The sequence below is a fragment of the Companilactobacillus metriopterae genome (assembly GCF_002762335.1).
Classification (GTDB): Bacteria; Bacillota; Bacilli; order Lactobacillales; family Lactobacillaceae; genus Companilactobacillus; species Companilactobacillus metriopterae.
This window is the reverse complement of record NZ_CP024610.1, coordinates 1,044,824-1,064,322: the sequence shown is the minus strand read 5'-3', so window position 1 is coordinate 1,064,322 and position 19,499 is coordinate 1,044,824. Positions and strand designations below refer to the sequence as shown.

20 protein-coding genes are annotated in these 19,499 nt (G+C 31.9%); 16 read left to right on the top strand and 4 right to left on the bottom strand.

Translation table 11 applies throughout. The features are described 5' to 3' along the window. The 13 genes from ybeY (at position 1) to CS873_RS05150 (ending at position 13,216) form a co-directional block, all read left to right on the top strand. Entirely contained in the window at positions 1 to 471 is a 471-nt protein-coding gene (gene ybeY, locus CS873_RS05210) for an rRNA maturation RNase YbeY (protein WP_099974818.1), read from the top strand. 24 nt (positions 472 to 495) lie between these two features. Then, complete coding sequence (locus CS873_RS05205) at positions 496 to 897, top strand: cytidine deaminase (protein ID WP_099974817.1); 402 nt, start codon at positions 496 to 498, stop codon at positions 895 to 897. After that, positions 897 to 1,805 (top strand): GTPase Era, encoded by a 909-nt coding sequence (gene era / locus CS873_RS05200; protein ID WP_099974816.1) that lies wholly within the window; start codon positions 897 to 899, stop codon positions 1,803 to 1,805. The genes CS873_RS05205 and era overlap by 1 nt, the downstream gene beginning before the upstream one ends. Further along, a complete protein-coding gene (gene recO, locus CS873_RS05195; protein WP_099974815.1) occupies positions 1,805 to 2,563 on the top strand; it encodes a DNA repair protein RecO in 759 nt (252 codons plus the stop codon). Before era ends, recO begins: the two co-directional genes overlap by 1 nt. A gap of 230 nt (positions 2,564 to 2,793) precedes the next feature. After that, on the top strand, positions 2,794 to 3,699 hold the full coding sequence (glyQ, locus tag CS873_RS05190; RefSeq protein ID WP_099974814.1) for a glycine--tRNA ligase subunit alpha: 906 nt from the start codon (positions 2,794 to 2,796) through the stop codon (positions 3,697 to 3,699). Continuing rightward, positions 3,692 to 5,758, top strand: coding sequence for a glycine--tRNA ligase subunit beta (gene glyS, locus CS873_RS05185; RefSeq protein WP_099974813.1), 2,067 nt, complete (start codon positions 3,692 to 3,694; stop codon positions 5,756 to 5,758). Before glyQ ends, glyS begins: the two co-directional genes overlap by 8 nt. Before the next feature lie 89 nt (positions 5,759 to 5,847). Beyond that, entirely contained in the window at positions 5,848 to 7,674 is a 1,827-nt protein-coding gene (dnaG, locus tag CS873_RS05180) for a DNA primase (RefSeq protein ID WP_099974812.1), read from the top strand. Between the two features lie 24 nt (positions 7,675 to 7,698). Further along, positions 7,699 to 8,823 carry an RNA polymerase sigma factor RpoD gene (gene rpoD, locus CS873_RS05175; protein ID WP_099974811.1) on the top strand — a complete coding sequence of 375 codons (1,125 nt, stop codon included), beginning with the start codon at positions 7,699 to 7,701 and terminating at the stop codon, positions 8,821 to 8,823. A 145-nt stretch (positions 8,824 to 8,968) separates the two neighbouring features. Further along, positions 8,969 to 10,165, top strand: coding sequence for an SAM-dependent methyltransferase (locus CS873_RS05170; protein WP_099974810.1), 1,197 nt, complete (start codon positions 8,969 to 8,971; stop codon positions 10,163 to 10,165). Positions 10,166 to 10,180: 15 nt separating this feature from the next. Continuing rightward, positions 10,181 to 10,873 carry a tRNA (adenine(22)-N(1))-methyltransferase gene (locus tag CS873_RS05165; protein WP_099974809.1) on the top strand — a complete coding sequence of 231 codons (693 nt, stop codon included), beginning with the start codon at positions 10,181 to 10,183 and terminating at the stop codon, positions 10,871 to 10,873. Continuing rightward, positions 10,873 to 11,658: a Nif3-like dinuclear metal center hexameric protein gene (locus CS873_RS05160; RefSeq protein WP_099974808.1), complete on the top strand. Its 786-nt coding sequence runs from the start codon at positions 10,873 to 10,875 to the stop codon at positions 11,656 to 11,658. The genes CS873_RS05165 and CS873_RS05160 overlap by 1 nt, the downstream gene beginning before the upstream one ends. Positions 11,659 to 11,669: 11 nt before the next feature. Next, positions 11,670 to 12,917 carry a peptidase T gene (pepT, locus tag CS873_RS05155; RefSeq protein WP_099974807.1) on the top strand — a complete coding sequence of 416 codons (1,248 nt, stop codon included), beginning with the start codon at positions 11,670 to 11,672 and terminating at the stop codon, positions 12,915 to 12,917. 110 nt (positions 12,918 to 13,027) lie between these two features. After that, positions 13,028 to 13,216, top strand: coding sequence for a 2-hydroxymuconate tautomerase (locus tag CS873_RS05150; protein WP_099974806.1), 189 nt, complete (start codon positions 13,028 to 13,030; stop codon positions 13,214 to 13,216). 25 nt (positions 13,217 to 13,241) lie between these two features. Here the strand turns inward: CS873_RS05150 and CS873_RS05145 are convergent, their stop codons facing one another. Next, positions 13,242 to 13,433: an LBP_cg2779 family protein gene (locus CS873_RS05145; protein ID WP_099974805.1), complete on the bottom strand. Its 192-nt coding sequence runs from the start codon at positions 13,431 to 13,433 to the stop codon at positions 13,242 to 13,244. A gap of 21 nt (positions 13,434 to 13,454) precedes the next feature. Then, positions 13,455 to 14,117, bottom strand: coding sequence for a signal peptidase I (lepB, locus tag CS873_RS05140; RefSeq protein WP_099974804.1), 663 nt, complete (start codon positions 14,115 to 14,117; stop codon positions 13,455 to 13,457). Positions 14,118 to 14,256: 139 nt separating this feature from the next. Between lepB and CS873_RS05135 the strand changes: the two genes are divergently transcribed. From CS873_RS05135 to CS873_RS05125, 3 genes are read left to right on the top strand one after another with little or no spacing between them, the layout of a single operon-like run. Beyond that, the gene (locus CS873_RS05135; protein WP_099974803.1) at positions 14,257 to 15,024 is read left to right on the top strand and encodes a hypothetical protein; all 768 of its coding nucleotides are present in this window, start codon (positions 14,257 to 14,259) and stop codon (positions 15,022 to 15,024) included. A gap of 12 nt (positions 15,025 to 15,036) precedes the next feature. Beyond that, entirely contained in the window at positions 15,037 to 16,014 is a 978-nt protein-coding gene (locus CS873_RS05130; protein WP_245823047.1) for a hypothetical protein, read from the top strand. Positions 16,015 to 16,017: 3 nt separating this feature from the next. Next, entirely contained in the window at positions 16,018 to 17,370 is a 1,353-nt protein-coding gene (locus CS873_RS05125) for an RsmB/NOP family class I SAM-dependent RNA methyltransferase (protein WP_099974801.1), read from the top strand. On the opposite strand, the gene fni is transcribed toward CS873_RS05125, so the two are convergent. After that, positions 17,359 to 18,411 (bottom strand): type 2 isopentenyl-diphosphate Delta-isomerase, encoded by a 1,053-nt coding sequence (gene fni, locus CS873_RS05120; RefSeq protein ID WP_099974800.1) that lies wholly within the window; start codon positions 18,409 to 18,411, stop codon positions 17,359 to 17,361. The genes CS873_RS05125 and fni overlap by 12 nt on opposite strands. Further along, a complete protein-coding gene (locus tag CS873_RS05115; protein WP_099974799.1) occupies positions 18,395 to 19,492 on the bottom strand; it encodes a phosphomevalonate kinase in 1,098 nt (365 codons plus the stop codon). The genes fni and CS873_RS05115 overlap by 17 nt, the downstream gene beginning before the upstream one ends. Positions 19,493 to 19,499: the final 7 nt, after the last annotated feature.

The window sequence follows — 19,499 nt, the reverse complement described above, 5'->3', positions numbered from 1 at the left end:
ATGGAATTAGAAATCTTTAACGATGATAACCTTGTAGATCAAACTAGAGTCGACTGGATTGAAGAGCTAGTTCAATTCGCATCAAATAAACTTAACTTAAAAGATAATACTGAACTTTCAATTCATGTAGTTTCAGTTGAAGAAATTCACGAAATAAATAAAAAATACCGTAATGTAGATAGACCAACAGATGTGATCAGCTTTGCAATCAACGATGGTGATGAGGGGCTTGATTTTATTGAGAGTCAAATACCTGATCTACCAATTGATTTAGGTGATTTATTTATAAGTACAGATATTGTAGCGGAACATGCAGAAGAATATGAGCATTCATTTGATAGAGAATTTGGATATACTATTGTTCATGGTATTCTCCATCTAAATGGGTACGATCATATTGAATCGTCTGAAGAAGAAGAGATGATAGGTCTTCAGGAAACAATACTAAGTGACTTTGGTTTAAAAAAATAAAAACTATACTGAGGTTTATTCATTATGAATATTAACGAAAAAGAATTATTTGATAAAGCAATTAAGGCAATGGACAACGCATATGCACCTTACTCAAACTACAAAGTTGGTGCAGCAATTGTATGTGATGATGGCAATATTTATACTGGAGCTAATGTAGAAAATGCTTCATATGGTCTAACTAATTGTGCAGAGAGAACTGCAATATTTAAGGCAGTTTCAGAAGGTGCCAAAAAAGTAAAAGCAATCATTATTGTAAACAAGACTGATCAAATGACTAAGCCTTGTGGAGCTTGCCGACAAGTTATGACAGAGTTTATGGACGCTGACGGACAAGTATTTTTATCAAATAATAAGAATGATTTCGAAGAATATCGTTTTGATCAAATAATGCCTTTAGTATTTGACAGTAAGGAATTAAATTAATGGAAAACAAATTTCGTTCAGGTTTTGTTGCAATTGTAGGTCGACCAAATGTTGGAAAATCAACATTTATGAATCGTATTTTAAAGGAAGAAGTAGCAATTACTTCACCTAAAGCACAAACAACAAGAAACAAGATACAAGGTATCTATACTGATGATGATCGTCAGATTATTTTCTTAGATACTCCTGGTATCCATAAGCCAAAAAATGATCTAGATCAGTATATGGATAAAGCAGCTTTATCCGCCCTTAAAGAAGTAGAAGTGGTTTTGTTTATGACTGAAGCAGGACAAAGTGTTGGCCCTGGAGACAAATTTATTATGGAGGAGCTTAGAAATATTAAAGCTCCAGTATTTTTGGTACTAAATAAAATTGATTTAATTAGTCCTGATGAAATTCCAGCTCAAATTATGGAATATAGTGATATTTTAGAATTTGCTGAAGTTGTACCAATATCTGCCACATTAGGTAATAATGTGGACGAATTAATAGATTCACTAACAAAGTACTTACCAGAAGGTCCAAAATTTTATGATGATGATCAAATAACTGATCATCCTGAGTATTTTATTGTCGGGGAACTTATTAGAGAAAAAATCCTAAAAGAGACCCATGATGAGATACCTCATTCTGTTGCAGTTGTTGTTGAACAAATGAATCAACGTACAGAAAAGGGCAAACTTCAGGTAGAAGCTACTATCTATGTTGAACGCGAAACTCAGAAACGTATCGTAATTGGAAAGCAAGCTAGCATGCTTAAAAACATTGGAATTGGCTCTAGAATTAAGATTGAGCATCTTCTAGGTGAAAAAATAAACTTACAGTTATGGGTTAAAGTTAAGAAAAATTGGCGTGATGATCCACTATTCTTAACAAGAGCAGGTTATTCACTAAAGGATATTAATTAATGAACAAAAATAATTCTAGTTTTTTTGGCATTATAACTAGAAGAGCAAAATATCAAGATAGCAGTGCAATTTTAACTGTACTGACTAAGGACTATGGTTTTAAAAGTATTTTAGCTAGAGGAGTTCAAAAACCAAACTCCAAATTATCTGGTGCTGTGATTCCATTTACTTATGCAGATTATTCAGGCTTAATAAAAGAAGATGGATTTTCATATATTAATTCAGCAATAAACGTGAAACAGTTTGAAAATATTATTAATGATATTGAATTGAGTTCCTATGCTACATTTATTTTTGATTTAACAAGATCAGCATTTTTTGATGAACCATTAGGTATAGATTGGTATACAAAAATTTTTAAAACAATTAGTCTGATTAATAAAGGCTATGATCCACAAATAGTGACAAATTTAATACAAATACAAATTTTTGAAATATTTGGTGTTGAACCCAATGTGAATTCTTGTGTTATTGGTAATGAAACTGAAGGGCCGTTTGATTTTTCAACAGTACATGGCGGAATAATTTGCCATAAGCACTTTGATGATGATCCCAATAGGTTACACATACCTTCAAATATTGTTGAATTAATAAGAAAATTGAGTACAACAAGTTTGGATAATATTTCTGATATACATGTTAAAGAATCTGAAAAACTACTTTTGCAACATGCTATAGATTCTATTCATGTTGACCTTGTTGGAGAATTTCCAAAAAGTAAAAAATATTTAGATGATTTAAAAAAATGGAATATTTAAATATTGACAACTTTATTCATGGTGTTAATATTAAATATATATAAATACAGTGATGCGGAATTAGTGAGAACCGCAATTTTTTATGGCGAAACTAGTTATATATTTCAGTTAAATATAAAAGAGCAGGGGAAACCCTGAATTAGGGTGGAACCGCGATTAGTCGTCCCTTACAGATTAAATATAATTCTGTAAGAGGCGACTTTTTTGTCTTTTACAAATAAGGAGAAAATATGTCAAAGAAACTAACAGTTCAAGAATTGATTTTGACACTTCAAGAATTTTGGAGTCAAAAAGGTTGCATGCTTATGCAAGCATATGACACTGAAAAAGGTGCTGGAACAATGAGTCCTTATACATTTTTAAGAGCCATCGGACCAGAACCTTGGAATGCTGCTTATGTTGAACCATCAAGAAGACCAGCTGATGGTCGATATGGTGATAATCCCAATCGTCTGTATCAACATCATCAATTTCAAGTTGTTATGAAACCTGCACCTGAAAATATTCAAGAATTTTATTTAGATTCACTTCGTGCGTTGGGCATTGAACCATTGGAACATGATATTCGATTTGTTGAGGACAACTGGGAGAATCCTTCAATGGGTTGTGCCGGTGTTGGTTGGGAAGTTTGGCTAGACGGTATGGAAGTTACTCAATTTACATACTTCCAACAAGTTGGTGGACTTCAATGTTCTCCTGTAACATCAGAAATAACATATGGTGTTGAAAGATTAGCTTCTTATATTCAAGATGTAAACGACGTCTACTCACTAGAGTGGGGAGATGGTGTTTTATATGGAGATATCTTCAAAGAACCAGAATACGAACATTCTAAATATTCATTTGAAGAAAGCAATCAAGATATGCTATTTGACTTCTTTGATAAATATGAAGCAGAAGCAAATCGATTGATGGATTTAGGTTTAGTTCATCCTGCTTACGATTATATTCTTAAATGTAGTCACACATTTAACCTATTGGATGCCCGTGGAGCTGTTTCAGTAACTGAGAGAGCTGCTTTCTTATCACGTATTAGACGTATGGCACATAAGGTTGCTCAAGCATTCGTAGATGAACGTGAAAAACGTGGATTCCCACTATTAAATCATGCAGCAAAGGAGACTAAAAATGCCTAAAAACTATCTATTAGAAATTGGCTTAGAAGAAATGCCAGCACATGTTGTTACTAATAGTGTTAATCAACTTGCCGAAAAAGCAGAAAAATATTTAAAAGAAAATCGTATTTCATTTAATAGTATTGAGAAATACTCTACACCTAGAAGATTGTCAGTAATCATTAAGGATATTGCGGACAAACAAGAAGATATTGATTTAAAAGCTAAAGGACCATCTAAAAAAATTGCTCTAGATGCTGATGAAAACTGGACAAAGGCTGCTATTGGATTTGCTAAGGGTCAAGATTTGAGTGAAGATGACATCTTTTTTGAAGAACTAAAGGGTGAAGAATACGCATATATACAAAAGCATGAAACTGGAAAATCATCCAAAGACGTTTTGGAAGGATTAACAGAAGTTATTAAGTCAATAACTTTCCCAACAAGAATGCACTGGGGTTCATTCGATTTTGAATACATTCGACCAATTCATTGGATTGTTTCACTTTTAGACAGTGATGTAGTAAATCTTGAAATCTTGGATGTTGTATCCGGAAGAAATACTCGTGGACACAGATTCTTAGGAAAAGATATTGAAATTGAGTCTGCAGATACATATGTAGAACAATTAAAAAACGACTTTGTTTTCGTAGACGCAAATGAAAGAAAACAAATTATTGTTGACCAAATTAATAAAATTGCTAAAGACAACAATTGGAATGTCGACCTAGATAAAGGACTTCTTGAAGAAGTAAATAATTTAGTAGAATATCCAACAGCATTTAGTGGAAAATTTGATCCAAAATATTTAGAAATACCTGAAGAAGTTTTAATAACTTCTATGAAAGATAATCAAAGATATTTCTATGCTCGAGATAGTAATGGTAATCTTGTTCCTGATTTTATCTCAGTTAGAAATGGTAACTCAGAACACTTAGAAAATGTCATTCGTGGAAATGAAAAAGTTCTTGTAGCAAGACTAGAAGACGCTGATTTCTTCTTCAAAGAAGATCAGAAAAAATCTATCAATGATTATGTTGAGAAATTAAAAACTGTTAATTTTCATGTAAAAATTGGTACATTATATGAAAAAATGATGCAAGTACATCAAATAGCTAGTTATTTAGCAGATGAATTTGGATTATCAGCCACAGAAAAAAATGACTTACTTCGTGCCAGTGATATCTACAAATTTGATCTTGTTACCAATATGGTCGATGAATTCCCAGAACTACAAGGAATCATGGGTGAAAAATATGCTAATTTAATGGGTGAAAACGCACAAGTAGCAAAAGCTATCAGAGAACACTACATGCCAATTTCTGCAGACGGTGATTTACCTGATTCAAAAGTTGGCTCAGTTCTAGCTTTGTCCGATAAATTAGACACAATGATTACATTCTTTGCAGTCGATCTAATTCCGAGTGGATCTAATGATCCATATGCTATTAGAAGACAAGCAGCAGGAATTGTCAGAATTCTAAAAGAAAATAATTGGTCTCTAGACTTTAATGAATTACAAATTTATCTCCAAGATAATTTAGATGTTCCTGCTTCATTGGACTTAAACAAAAATTCAAAAGAGTTAGATGATTTTATTACAGATAGAGTAAAGCAATATCTACATGGTGAAAAGATTCGTACAGATATTATTGAAGCAGTAACATCTAATGATGTTGTTGATCCTGTTGCGATGATTGATGTAGCTCATATACTACAAAATCATTCAAATGATGATGATTTCAAGGAAATTATTGAATCACTAAGTAGAATTGTAAATCTTGCTCAAAAAGCAGAGTTTGATTTTAACAATGAGCTTAGCGTTGATGATAACTACTTTGAAAATCCTTCCGAATCAGAATTACGTAATGGTATTTCTAATATTAAATTTGATGAAATGACTTCTGAAGAATTGTATACACAGTTAGCAAATCTTAAAAATACCATTCAATTGTATTTTGATGAAAATATGATTATGGCTGACGATGATAATGTAAAAAACAATCGTCTAACACAACTAGTTATTGCAGACAATATAATTGCAAAACTAGGGGATCTATCTAAAATAGTCACTAAGTAGATATTGGTAGCACATTGTTTGTTATATAATATAATATGTGTTATATTATATGTCCTTGTTCTACTCTAAATAGATTGGAGGTAGCTAAATTGGCAAATAGAATACCACAAGAATTTATTGATGAAGTTACCTCCAAGACGGATATAGTTGATGTTATAGGTCGTTATGTTCAGTTAAAAAAAGCTGGAAAAAATTTATTTGGACTATGTCCATTTCATGAAGAAAAAACTGCTTCATTCTCTGTTGCTGAGGATAAGCAGATTTTTCATTGTTTCAGTTGTGGCCGTGGAGGCAATGTCTTTAAGTTTATTATGGAAATGGAAAATAAATCATTTCCTGAGGCAGTTATAGAAGTTGCAAATTTATCTAATATACCTGTTCCAGATTCGTACACTCCATCTGCTTCAAATAATTACGAGAATTCTGATAGTAGGACTCTTATCCAGATGTACAAAGAAGTTACACAGCTATACAATCATATTTTAATGAAGACCGAGAATGGTTCTAATGCTTTAAAATATCTAAATAATCGTGATATAGACAATAATCAAATTGAAAAATTTTCTCTAGGATATGCTCCAAATAATTCGAGTTTGCTAGTACTCTTTTTCAAAGATAAAGATATCTCTGATGATATTTTAAAGAAATCTGGTTTGTTTGTAGAAAATGATAGTGGAGAACTATTTGATAGATTCAGAGACAGGATTATGGTTCCAATAACCGATGAATCAGGCAACGTTGTAGCCTTTTCAGGAAGAATTTTAGATAAGGAAGATAACACTGCTAAATATTTGAATAGTCCTGAGACACCTATATTTAATAAGAGTAAAATTTTATTCAATTTAAGCAATGCTAAAAGAGCAGTCAGAGAGACCAATAGTGTTATTCTATTTGAAGGTTTTATGGATGTTCTTAGTGCTGATCGTGCAGGCATTTCAAATGGTGTAGCATCTATGGGTACAAGCTTAACTGACGATCAATTATATACTTTGAGTAGGATAACAAAGCAGATAAATATTTGTTACGATGGCGATAATGCTGGAGTTGAAGCCACTTATAGAGCTCTTTCTCATTTAAATGATAATCGATTTAACTTTGGCGTAATCTCTATACCTGGTCAAAAAGATCCAGATGAATATATCAGAGAAAACGGATCTCAAAGTTTTAAAAATCTTGTTAATAATGCTATTCAAACTCCAATTGCTTTCAATCTAAGCTATTTGAAAAGAAATTATAATTTGGATAACGAGCGAGATCAATTGGAATATTTAAATAAAGCATTAGGTGAGATTGCCAAACTGAACTCTCCAGTGGAGATTGATATTTATTTATCTAAGGTATCCGAAGAATTGAATATATCTGTCAACTCAGTAAAAAAGGAGTTCGACAGCTATAGACGAAGGCAAGAGATACGAAAGCCCGCAAACAACTATAAAAATGTTAAACTTAAAGAGTTAGAAGAATTAACTGCTAAAGTGCCAACTAAGTTTGATAAAATTGAGAAATCCGAATTGAGTTTGATGTATTGGGCAATTAAGCATACTGATATTAGACTTTCACTTAAAGGAAACGATTTTACATTTTTACATGATAAATATCAACAACTATTTAATTCTTTAATTGAATATCAGTCTGGACAGAATGTGGACGATATTTCCATTTCTGAATTTATGAACTACATTGATGATAATCAGCGTAATTTACTAGCACAAATAGAAATGATGCGTATGCCTGATTCCTATTCTGAACAGGAGATTGCAGATTATATAAATAATGTTCAAAATTCCAGCTTAGAAAGTCAATATCAAGAACTAGAAGAACAACTGAAACAAGCTACATTAGTTGGAAATATTGCATTACAGTTAGAAATAACTCAAAAATTAATTAAAGTGAAACAACAATTGACTAATCGATAGTTAATTGGCGGAGGATATCCATATATGGCAAAGAAAAATACATCTACTGTAAGAGAAATTACAAATGACGAAGTAGCAACAGCAACTAAAAAGGTCATTAAAGATTATAAAAAGGCCGGAGAACTTTCAGAAGAAGATCTTAATGCTGAACTAATAGCACCATTCAAACTGGAAGAAGAAGATATTTCTATAGTTGTCGAAAACATTGAAGATCAAGGTATCAGTGTTGTTGATGCTGAAGGAAATCCAAGTTCCTATGCTCTTAAAAAAGAAGAAGACACTGCAGAAGATACAAAGAAAAATACAGAAATAACTGATATTAAGGTTAATGATCCTGTAAGAATGTATCTTAAAGAAATTGGTCGTGTATCACTTCTTACTGCTCAAGAAGAAGTTGATCTAGCTTTAAAAATTGAACAAGGTGACGAAGAAGCCAAACAACAATTGGCTGAAGCTAACCTTCGTTTGGTTGTTTCTATTGCCAAAAGATATGTTGGTCGTGGAATGCAATTTCTTGATTTAATTCAAGAAGGTAACATGGGATTAATGAAAGCTGTCGAAAAATTTGACTACAGACTTGGATTTAAATTCTCAACGTATGCAACTTGGTGGATTAGACAGGCGATTACTCGTGCTATCGCTGATCAAGCTAGAACTATTCGTATTCCAGTACATATGGTTGAAACTATTAATAAATTAATTCGTATTCAAAGACAATTACTTCAAGATTTAGGTCGTGAACCTCTACCAGAAGAAATTGGTGCTGAAATGGATATGCCAACTGCCAAAGTTCGTGATATCCTAAAAATTGCTCAAGAACCTGTTTCTCTTGAAACACCTATCGGTGAAGAGGACGATTCTCATCTTGGCGATTTTATTGAAGATTCTGACGCAACAAGTCCAGAAGATCACGCTTCATATGAATTACTTAAAGAACAGTTAGAAAGTGTACTAGACACACTTACAGATCGTGAAGAGAATGTGCTTAGATTACGATTTGGACTTGATGATGGACGTACAAGAACTCTTGAAGAAGTAGGCTCAGTATTTGGCGTAACTCGTGAAAGAATCCGTCAGATCGAAGCTAAAGCTCTAAGAAAGTTAAGACATCCATCAAGATCTAAACAACTAAAAGATTTTCTTGAATAATAAATGAAAAGCCTAATGTTCGGTATCATTTTTGATATCAAAACATCAGGTTTTTTTCATTTATATAAACATTAATTTCGAAAATACTGTTTTATTTTATAAAATTTGATTTACAATATTAGCTATATAGTTTTAGGAGGATATTATGCTAGATCGCACAGTATATGATAAAGTTTTTGAAAAATCATTCACAATACCAGTTAGAGTAGTTTACTGGGATGGAAGTGAAAAGCAATATGGACCAAGTGATACACCAGAAATTACAATTAAGTTTAATACCAAAGTTGCAATTTCTGATTTACTTAAACATGCAACATTGACACTTGGTGAAGCTTATATGGACAGAAAAATAGAAATTGAAGGTTCACTTCAAAAACTTATTAATTCTGCATACCGAATGTCTGATAGTTTTATGTCTAGCATTAATCTTAAAAGATTTGTTCCTAAGTTTAGTCATACAAAAGAAGGCAACAAAAAAGAGATTCAAGAACATTACGATATAGGAAATGATTTCTACAAAATGTGGCTTGATGATACCATGACTTATTCTTGTGCTTACTTTAGAACACCTGAAGACACATTGGAACAAGCTCAATGGAATAAAGTACATCATATTTTAAATAAACTTAACTCTAAACCAGGTGAAACATTCCTAGATATTGGTTGTGGTTGGGGAACTATGATGCTCACAGCTGCTAAGGAATACGGTTTAAAAGCTACAGGTGTGACATTGAGTCAAGAACAATTTGATTTTGTTAATAACCGTATAAAAGAAGAAGGTCTAGAAGATCAAATGACCGTTATTCTAGAAGATTACCGAGATCTTGATCAAAAATTTGATCATATCGTATCTGTTGGTATGTTTGAACACGTTGGTAAAGAAAATCTTGGCGGATACTTTGAAAAAATCAAAGAATTACTTGTTCCAAATGGAACAGCTCTAATTCATGGTATTACAGGTCAACATTACGGATTAGGAGTTGATCCTTGGTTAGTTAAGTATATTTTCCCAGGTGGATATATTCCTGATTTGAAGGAAAATATCGGCCATATCATGGATGCAAAATTACAACTAGATGATATTGAACCATTACGTAGACATTATCAAAAGACTGTTGAAATCTGGTACGATAACTTTAATAAAGTTAGAGATCAGGTCAAAGATATGTATGGAGACAGATTTGTTCGTATGTGGGATTTATATTTACAAGGATGTGCTGCTTCATTTGAAAGTGGAAACATCGACGTAATTCAATTCCTAATTACAAACGGACCTAGCGGCTCAGCATTACCTATGACTCGTGAATACATGACAGACGCTGATCGTAAAACATCAAACTAAAATAGGTGAGATTAGATGGAACTTTTATCGAATAGATTGAAAGCTGTATATGACATGGTTGATCCAGAATCACGTGTTGCTGATATTGGTTCAGACCATGCCTACATTCCTATAGAATTAGTCCAAAATAATATTATCGATTTTGCCATAGCTGGTGAAGTTGTAGAAGGGCCTATGAATATTTCAAAGCAACACGTTGAAAATTTTGGTCTTTCTAATAAAATCCAAGTGCGTCTAGGCAATGGCTTAGACGTTATTTTGGGTCCAGATTTAATTGATACAGTTATTATTGCCGGTATGGGTGGGATTTTAATTGAAAATATTTTATCTAAGTCCACATCAGAACAATTAGAAAATGTTAAAAATTTGATACTTCAACCAAATATTGGCGAACCATTAGTAAGAAAATGGTTATCTGATAATAATTTTGAAATCATTGATGAGAATATTATCAATGAAGACAATCATACATACGAAATCATAAAAGCTAAAAAAATTAAAAGTCCTAAAATTTTAAGTGAGTCAGAGTTACTAATGGGACCAATATTAAGTAAGACTAAAAAAGAAGCATTCATTGCAAAATGGAGTCGTAAGTTAGAAAGTTATGAAAAATCACTAAAAAATATACAAAGAGCCAAAAATATTGATCAAGATAAAGTAAACCAAATAACTAATAATATCGAGCTAGTTAAAGAGGTACTTAAATAATGACAAATGTTAATGATGTAATAACACAAATGGAAATTTTTGCACCTTTAGAATTGCGAGAAGAAGGGGATCCTACTGGATTTCAAATTGGAGATAAGAATGCTCCTATACGAAAAGTAATGACTACCTTAGATGTTAGACCACTAGTTGTTGAAGAAGCTATTGAAAACAACGTAGATTTGATAGTTTCACATCATCCAATAATGTTCAGATCGGCAAAGAATCTAGATCTTTCAAATCCACAAAATAAAATGTACAGCGATATTTTGTCAAACAATATTTCTGTATATTCTTCACATACAAATACTGATAACGCTGACGGTGGAATGAATGATTGGCTTATGGAGCAATTGGGATTTAAAAACATTCAAAAATTTCGTCCGGGTAGTAATCTAGGAAGATTTGCAGAACTAGATCAAGCTACTACAATTGAAGAATTTGCTAATAAAGTGGCCAAAAGTTTTAAGGTACCCAACTTACGGTATATAAAATCTGAAATTCCTAATTCTGTTAAAAAAGTTGCACTGATAGGTGGAGATGCCGGCAAGTTTTATCCTGATGTATTGGAATCAGGAGCAGATACTTTCATAACTGGTGATGTTTATTATCATACTGCACAAGATATGCAGTCACTTGGATTAAATGTGATTGATCCGGGACACAATATTGAAAAAATATTTATAGATAAAATAGCCGATAAATTAGGGCAGTGGAATTCAATAAATAATTGGAATATAGAAGTAATTAGGTCTAAAGTTATAACAGAACCATATAATTTTTTATAAGGAGAAATAAAATGACAAATAAATACGAAAAACTTATCCCTAGATTTTTAGGATATGTTAAACAAAATACAAGATCAGACGAAAATTCTACTACAATTCCTTCAACAGAAAGACAAACAGTTTTTTTGAAAAAACTAGAATCTGAATTAGAAGAGATTGGTATGAGTGATGTTAAAATCAATCCTAATAATTCTTACCTTACTGCTGAATTACCATCAAATCTTGATTATGACGTACCTGCTTTGGGTTTGATTTCACATATTGATACCGCTGATTTTAATTCAGAAAATATTAACCCTAAAATCGTAGAGAATTACGATGGTAAAAGTATTATTAAACTAGATGATGAAGGTCAATATACACTTGATCCAGCTGTTTTCCCATCATTAAAAAAATATGAAGGAAAAACTCTAATTACAACAAGTGGTGATACTCTACTTGGTTCAGATGATAAATCTGGTGTAAGTGAAATTATCACTGCTATGGAATATCTGATTGCTAATCCTGAAATTAAACACGGAAAAATCAAAATTGGGCTAGGTCCTGATGAAGAAATTGGTACCGGTGCTGATAAGTTTGATACTGCTGACTTTGGAGCAGACTTTGCTTATACAGTTGATGGTGGCCCAGTTGGACAACTAGAATATGAGACTTTCAATGCTGCAGCTTTAAAGGTAAGCATTACTGGTAAAAATGTTCACCCTAGTGAAGCAAAAAACATTATGATTAACGCTGTGCAAGTAGGTGTTGATTTCCAAAACGCTCTTCCAAGTGACGAGGTTCCTGAAAAAACAGACGGTCGTCAAGGATTCTTCCATCTGTTGGAATTTAATGGAACTGTTGATTCAGCAACAATGTCATATATTATTCGTGATTTTGAACGAGACGGATTAGAAGAACGTAAAAATAAAATCATTGCTATTACCGATGAATTAAATAAGAAATATGGCAAAGATACTGTCAAAATTGATATGAAAGATCAGTACTACAATATGATCGATATTATTAAAGATCACATGGATGTGGTTGAAATTGCCGAGAAAGCTATGAAAAATCTTGGTATAGCACCAGATGAAGCCGCAGTTCGTGGTGGTACTGATGGATCAAAAATTTCCTTTATGGGATTGCCAACACCAAATTTATTTGCAGGTGGAGAAAATATGCATGGTAGATTTGAATATGTGGCAATTGAATCAATGGAATCTGCAATGGATGTAATTTTTGAAATAATAAAATTGAACAATGAAAATAAAAAATAAATCAGATTTTGAAGATGTAACAGAGTATTGGAAAATACACATAGGCAAAAACTTTAGTGATTTGAAACTGCTTGAGATAAAATAAAATTAAATAAAAAGGAGGATATATTATGCCATTAGTACACATTGATCTTGTGGAAGGTCGTAGCGATGAACAACTTAGAAATCTTGTCAAAGAAGTTACAGAGGCTATTTCTAGAACAGCTGATGTTCCTGCAGAAAGAGTTCACATTGTTCTAAATGAAATGTCAAAGAACAACTACTCAGTTGGTGGAACTTTAAAGAGTGACGAAAAATAAAAAAACACCCAATTGGGTGTTTTTTTTATGGATGTAATCTGATGTATTCCAAAATTATTTTTTGTTCATCTTCAGATACTGAGCTAGAACCTGCTTTTAAATTATGAATTCTTTCTACAGGAAGATGACTTTCAAATGCTAATTGTGCATCAGTCATATTCTTTTCACGTTCATATTTAATAATTGTTTCAGATAGATCATTTAATTGATTACTCATAAGTAAAATTCCTCCGAATTTTTAAAATAGTGACAATCTATTTAGTGGCCAGTAGCGTAGTTTAACTTCGCCCACAATTGATTTTTTATCAATGAATCCAATAATACGGCTATCTTTTGAAACGGTACGATGATCACCCATAACAAAATATGTGCCCTTTGGAACTTGATTTGTTTTTTCAATATCTTTTCGCTCGCTAGCACTGTATCTTTCTTTCCAAGAGCTAGAAGATTTGGCTAACTGACTGAGTGTGAAATCATATGTATATCCATAACCTTTACCATAATACAAATTGGTATCTGGTTCTGTTAACTTATTACCGGCATCTAGGAAGTCTTCTTTATATTCTTTGCCGTTAACATACATTTTGTTATTCTTTGAAACAATCTTGTCTCCTGGTAAACCAATAATACGCTTGATATAAAATGAACCGGGTTCATCTGGTGCTTTCAGTACAACAACGTCACCGCGTTGAAGGTTTGAATGTCTAACGGTGATAACGCGTTCGTTATCTTCAAACGTAGGTTGCATAGAAGGTCCAGAAACTTTATCATTAGATATTACATAAGTAAATAACAAAAATAGAGCTGCTACCATTACAATAGTGTAAATTGCTGTTTGAACCCAAAATGCTAAAGTAGTTTCTTCTTTAACAGGTTTTGAATTATCATTTTTTTTAGCCATTAATTCCACCTCATCTTTATACATAAAATTTTACACTTTTTATTAAATAAATAAAATCTAAATGTGTATAAACTTTTTTTAAGATTTTAGAATTAAGATCCAATCCACTAACTGAAAATTCACTAAGGATATTTCACACATGAAAAATGAATATATAGAAAAACTAAATGAAGTCAAAAATTTCTTCCCGGATAGTAGTATTATAGATGGTCGTATTGAAAAAATAGATAACATATTTGACGCATTAAGTAACGATTTATTACCTAAAGAAAATATTTCAGGTATTGAGCTATCTGAAGATGAAATAACTAGTTTATTTCAGGTTGCGTTAGAGGGAGATTTAAATGATTTTGAAGTTAAGGTTAACTCTTTAGAGGAATTCGACCATCAATTAGGAGAATTAAGGACAGAACTACAAAATAATTTTGGTTATTGGGCTAATATCACAGAAGATTTTATGGAAGAATTTGTTAAACAGTATCCTAATGAGATTTTTTTGGAACTAATGGCGGGGAATGGTTATATTTCTAGCGCCATCAATAGATTAGGTGGGACTGCTATCTGTACAGACAATCTCAGTTGGTCCAAGGAAAGCGAAACTGGAAGAAAACAGTATACCAATATTGAAGAATTAGATGCATTAAATGCTATTGAGAAATATCATAATCAAGTATCGACGATTATTTTAGCTTGGAGTCCTGATCGAGAAGAGATTGATTATGATATATTAGAGTTAGTTAGAAAATATCAATTACAGTTTTTAGTTATCGGTGAAAAAAATGGTGCAACCAATAGTGCTAAATTTTGGAGTAATGCACAATTAATTGATGATCCTAAAATTAAAAAAATAAATAAATCCTATTCTAACTATGACATAGTACATGACAGACTATATTTGGTAGAATAATGTAAGGTTTTAATGATGAAAAAAATTATTTCTAGTATCTTAATTCTTTTAGTAACAATTTTGATAGGAGTAGTCATATCAAACAGTGACTCTATAACCTATAATACTTCAATGAATAAATTTGGAATGAGTGAAAATGCTACTGTTTTAACCACAAAATCCAAAAAATCAATCAATACTGTTGTTAAAAATTTAAGTAAAAAAGATCTACCTAATTATCAAATTATTTTCTTTGAAAAAGACAATCCTGATTTGGCATTTATATATGCTAATAAAAAAATCACAAAAGTTCCAACAATCAGTGGTAGATATTTTTCTATAAATGATTTTGATTCACAGATACCTTTTGCTGTTCAGGGTAATAACGCAGCTATTAAGTCATACAAGCCCCAATCTGAAAGTTATATTAAATTTCATGACAATTATATTTCTGTAATTGGAAAAATTGGTTTTAGCGGGGCAGAATTATTAAATCAACAAACACTGATTTCAATTTCTCCAAATCAAAAGAGCAGTCATATTAAGTTAAAAAACGTTGTTACTGTAGTAGATGGAGCAGCTCTTGCAACACCTAGCTCATTTAAGAGTATCAAAAAAGAAATGAAAGTTTCTTCAACACATAGGTATGTTCCACAAACTAGAGATTTTAGGCAAGTAACCTCACCAGATAATAATAAATACAAGATATTCGTAATATTATTGTTGTTAGCACTGATTTTCATTGATGTATACGTTCTTGTTCCATTAAGATATGATATGAAAAAAGCCACTTTCAAAGGTGACTTGAAAAACAATTATCGAAATGGACTACTTTTAAGATACTTCCTCTACACAATAATTCCTATAGTCATTGGTTATTCGTTTATTGTGTTTACAAACAATATCGTTATTGTAAGTCATACATTATTTAATCGTGTAGTCCTAATCTCGATGATTATTACTGCATTTATTGGTATCTTCCAAATTTATTACATTAGACGCAGGAGTTAATTGATGGAATTAAATTTACCTCAAGAGTTTAAATTAAAATATAAAAGTCTACTAGGAGATCGAGCTAGTAGGCTTTTTGATGCTATGGAATTAGAATCAAGTAATGCCTTTAGACTTAACCCATTAAAAGAAAATTATGAGAACGTATCTATAAGCATGAAATCACCAATTGAATATTCAAAATTAGGCTTTTTCGGAGATATTGACGGAAATTCTATTGATCATTTGGCAGGATACTTATATTCCCAAGAACCTAGTGCAATGTTTGCAGCCGAAGTGGTTAATCCGTCTGATGAGAAAGTTTTGGACTTATGTGCGGCACCTGGAAGCAAATCAACTCATTTGGCCTCTAAAATGATGGGACAAGGGCTATTAGTCTCCAATGAGATAAATGACAAGCGAGCACGTATTTTGTCTTCTAATATAGAAAGAATGGGCATATCGAATACAGTTGTAACTAGCAATTCGCCTAAAGATTTTGAAAAATCATTTAGTGAGTACTTTGATAAAATTTTAGTTGATGCACCTTGTTCTGGAGAAGGTATGTTTCGTAAAGATCCTGAATCAGTAAAATTCTGGTCTCAAGAATATGTTGAACAATGTGCAAACAGACAAAAAAACATTTTGAATAGTGCCTATAAATTACTAAAAGTTGGTGGCACGTTAGTATACTCTACATGTACGTTTGCACCAGAAGAGAACGAACAAAATATTGCCTATATGCTTGAAAAGTATCCCGATCTAGAAATCTCAGAAATAGAACATTTTTCAGGTATGGAAGATGGAAGACCAGAGTGGGAGAATGATAATACCTTACTCAAAAAAACGGTCAGAATGTTTCCTGATGAGTTTGACGGTGAAGGTCATTTTATCTGCAAATTGATCAAATCTGGTGATAATGAAGCTAAAAAAACTCGCATCAAAGAAATTAATAATAATTTAAAAAAAGAAGATTTAAAATTATTCAGAGATTTTGAACAACAAAATTTAACTGACAAGATATCTGAAACTAATCTGCTAAAATTAAATAACTATCTAATTAATGCAGCTAGTTTAGATAATAGATTTAAGGATCTCCATGTACTTAGAAACGGTTTGAAACTAGGCGAGTTCAAAAAAAATAGACTGGAACCAGATATCGCTTGGATATTAGGAATTCAGTCTACACTGTTAAATAGTGTTTATAATTTGAATGAAGTGGAGTTTGAAAAATATCTCCACGGTGAAGCACTTAAAATCGAAGAAAACTTTGATAATAAGTGGATTGGTTTAAAATATCAGGATAAACTTTTCAGCTGGGGAAGATATAGCAATAACCAAATAAAAAATGTCTATCCTAAAGGATTAAGAAGATAGATCAATATTTCTCTGTTTCATATATGAAACTAGGCTTTCATCGAAGACGATGGGAGCTTTTTTTATTTCCAAAATATTTTTTGCACCAAATGCTGCCATAAGTATTTCTAATTCTTGACAGAAATGTTCAAAGAACAATTTGGTTTCTTCTAACGAATACTTTTGCAAGTGGTGTAATGCCAATCCTGAAATACCTACAGCTGACGCACCTAATCTCAATGATTTAATAACATCTAAAGGAGCCTTTATCCCACCTGAAGCAAGAATATTTACAGAAGATTCAGCAATTTTTGAAGATTCCAATAAAGATTCTACAGTAGATAATGCAAAATTATCCAGGTAAGTTAGATCAAATTCATGATTCCTAGCACTTTCTATTTCAGCAAAATTGGTACCACCGAATCCAGAAATATCGATATTTTTAACACCAATATTGATTAGTCTTTCCATATCATTGGACGTCATACCAAATCCAACTTCTTTGATTATTACAGGTACACCAATATTATTAACTATTTTTGAAATATTATCCAACCAGTAAAATTCACGGTCTCCTTCAGGCATAGCTAGTTCTTGCAAGGTATTGATATGAATTTGAAGAGCATTGGCATCAACAAGATCAACTGCTTGTTTAGCCTGTTCTAGATTATATTTACCAGATATATTAGCAATAACAAAACCGGCAGGATTTTTTTTTCTTAATATTCTAAAAGTAGGTGCAGTATCAGGAATTCTAAAGTAAACCCCCATAGAGCCGCTAGATACAGGAATATTAAACTCTTTAGCTATTTCAGCTAATTCTCCATTAAATCTCTCTGACTGTTTTGAACCACCAGTTATGGCATTGAAATAAATGGGTAGGGAAGAATTGAAACCCAAAAAATTTGTAGACAGATCTATATCTTCCATCGATAATTCAGGTAATGCATTGTGTAGCAATCTTACTGAATCAAAATCTGCCATTGAATTATCATCATAAAATTTTTCAGCTAAAAATAAATGTTCAACTTTTCTTTGAATTTGTTCATCTTGTTTTGGCATAGTTGATTACTTCTCCAATACCCAGATTTAGGATAACAATTCCTTCTGATTCCCATTCTTTTTTTATATCGTTTAAATTTTGATTATTATCTTTTTCTACAAATGCTATGCCACAATCACCACCGCCAGCACCGGAAATCTTAGCAGATGCATGATTTTCCTCTGAAATATCACATAATTTCCTTAGTAGTGGAGTTTCTATTTCTACAACACTTTGTTCAGCCAGTTTATTCAAAAGTACACGATTAAAAGAAATGTATTCTTTTATCTTATCTATATTCGATTCCTTGAATCCTTGAATAACATTCAGAACACAAGCTTTAGTATCAGAAAGAAATTTTTGATACTGCTGTTGTTTATCTAATTTAAATTTATCCATTAATTTAAGCATTTTACCTGTTGAAGCAGGTTTGCCAGTCCATCCAACCAAAAAATCTAAATTAGAAGGTAAACTCAGATATTCAATATTTAAATCTTTCCAAGGTTGATTGATAACTTCAGATATTGTTTGACACTCGCTCAATAGATTATTTACTTCTTTTTTATCAGGGGAGGTATAGGCAATTATTCCTCCATAGGTGCTTGATGCAATATCACCAAAACTTCCATTTCCTTGAACTGATATATGGATAAGAGAGGCAAGTTTATATATTTGTAGGTTGGATAGGGATAATTCATATAATTCATTTAAAGCTCTAACGGTTGCTACTGTAACTGCGGCAGAACTTCCTAAACCAAATTTTTTACCATCGATATTATTTAATTCACTGTCAATTCGCAGGTTATAGTATTTTAGTTTTTTACCGTTTTCTAATACAATTTTTTCTACTATATCCATAGCAGATTTTATATATTCACCATCTAATTCTTCACTAAATATAATTTGATCATTTTCATCGCGATTCCAGGAAACATAGGAATCACTCAATATATCTGAAAAGATTCTGCCTTCTCCAGATTTTTCCTCAATATCTATTCTTAAATATTTATTTACTGATGTAATTACTGAAGGATATCCGTTTTCAACAACTGAATATTCTCCAGAAATATATAATTTACCAGGTGCTTTCACTGAATACATGAATCAT

Excerpts from the sequence above, each read along its gene's own strand:
- ybeY (WP_099974818.1), top strand. The coding sequence starts at position 1 with ATGGAATTAGAAATCTTTAACGATGATAACCTTGTAGATCAAACTAGA.
- CS873_RS05205 (WP_099974817.1), top strand. The coding sequence starts at position 496 with ATGAATATTAACGAAAAAGAATTATTTGATAAAGCAATTAAGGCAATG.
- era (WP_099974816.1), top strand. The coding sequence starts at position 897 with ATGGAAAACAAATTTCGTTCAGGTTTTGTTGCAATTGTAGGTCGACCA.
- recO (WP_099974815.1), top strand. The coding sequence starts at position 1,805 with ATGAACAAAAATAATTCTAGTTTTTTTGGCATTATAACTAGAAGAGCA.
- glyQ (WP_099974814.1), top strand. The coding sequence starts at position 2,794 with ATGTCAAAGAAACTAACAGTTCAAGAATTGATTTTGACACTTCAAGAA.
- glyS (WP_099974813.1), top strand. The coding sequence starts at position 3,692 with ATGCCTAAAAACTATCTATTAGAAATTGGCTTAGAAGAAATGCCAGCA.
- rpoD (WP_099974811.1), top strand. The coding sequence starts at position 7,699 with ATGGCAAAGAAAAATACATCTACTGTAAGAGAAATTACAAATGACGAA.
- CS873_RS05170 (WP_099974810.1), top strand. The coding sequence starts at position 8,969 with ATGCTAGATCGCACAGTATATGATAAAGTTTTTGAAAAATCATTCACA.
- CS873_RS05165 (WP_099974809.1), top strand. The coding sequence starts at position 10,181 with ATGGAACTTTTATCGAATAGATTGAAAGCTGTATATGACATGGTTGAT.
- CS873_RS05160 (WP_099974808.1), top strand. The coding sequence starts at position 10,873 with ATGACAAATGTTAATGATGTAATAACACAAATGGAAATTTTTGCACCT.
- pepT (WP_099974807.1), top strand. The coding sequence starts at position 11,670 with ATGACAAATAAATACGAAAAACTTATCCCTAGATTTTTAGGATATGTT.
- CS873_RS05150 (WP_099974806.1), top strand. The coding sequence starts at position 13,028 with ATGCCATTAGTACACATTGATCTTGTGGAAGGTCGTAGCGATGAACAA.
- CS873_RS05145 (WP_099974805.1), bottom strand. The coding sequence starts at position 13,433 with ATGAGTAATCAATTAAATGATCTATCTGAAACAATTATTAAATATGAA.
- lepB (WP_099974804.1), bottom strand. The coding sequence starts at position 14,117 with ATGGCTAAAAAAAATGATAATTCAAAACCTGTTAAAGAAGAAACTACT.
- CS873_RS05135 (WP_099974803.1), top strand. The coding sequence starts at position 14,257 with ATGAAAAATGAATATATAGAAAAACTAAATGAAGTCAAAAATTTCTTC.
- CS873_RS05130 (WP_245823047.1), top strand. The coding sequence starts at position 15,037 with ATGATGAAAAAAATTATTTCTAGTATCTTAATTCTTTTAGTAACAATT.
- CS873_RS05125 (WP_099974801.1), top strand. The coding sequence starts at position 16,018 with ATGGAATTAAATTTACCTCAAGAGTTTAAATTAAAATATAAAAGTCTA.
- fni (WP_099974800.1), bottom strand. The coding sequence starts at position 18,411 with ATGCCAAAACAAGATGAACAAATTCAAAGAAAAGTTGAACATTTATTT.
- CS873_RS05115 (WP_099974799.1), bottom strand. The coding sequence starts at position 19,492 with ATGTATTCAGTGAAAGCACCTGGTAAATTATATATTTCTGGAGAATAT.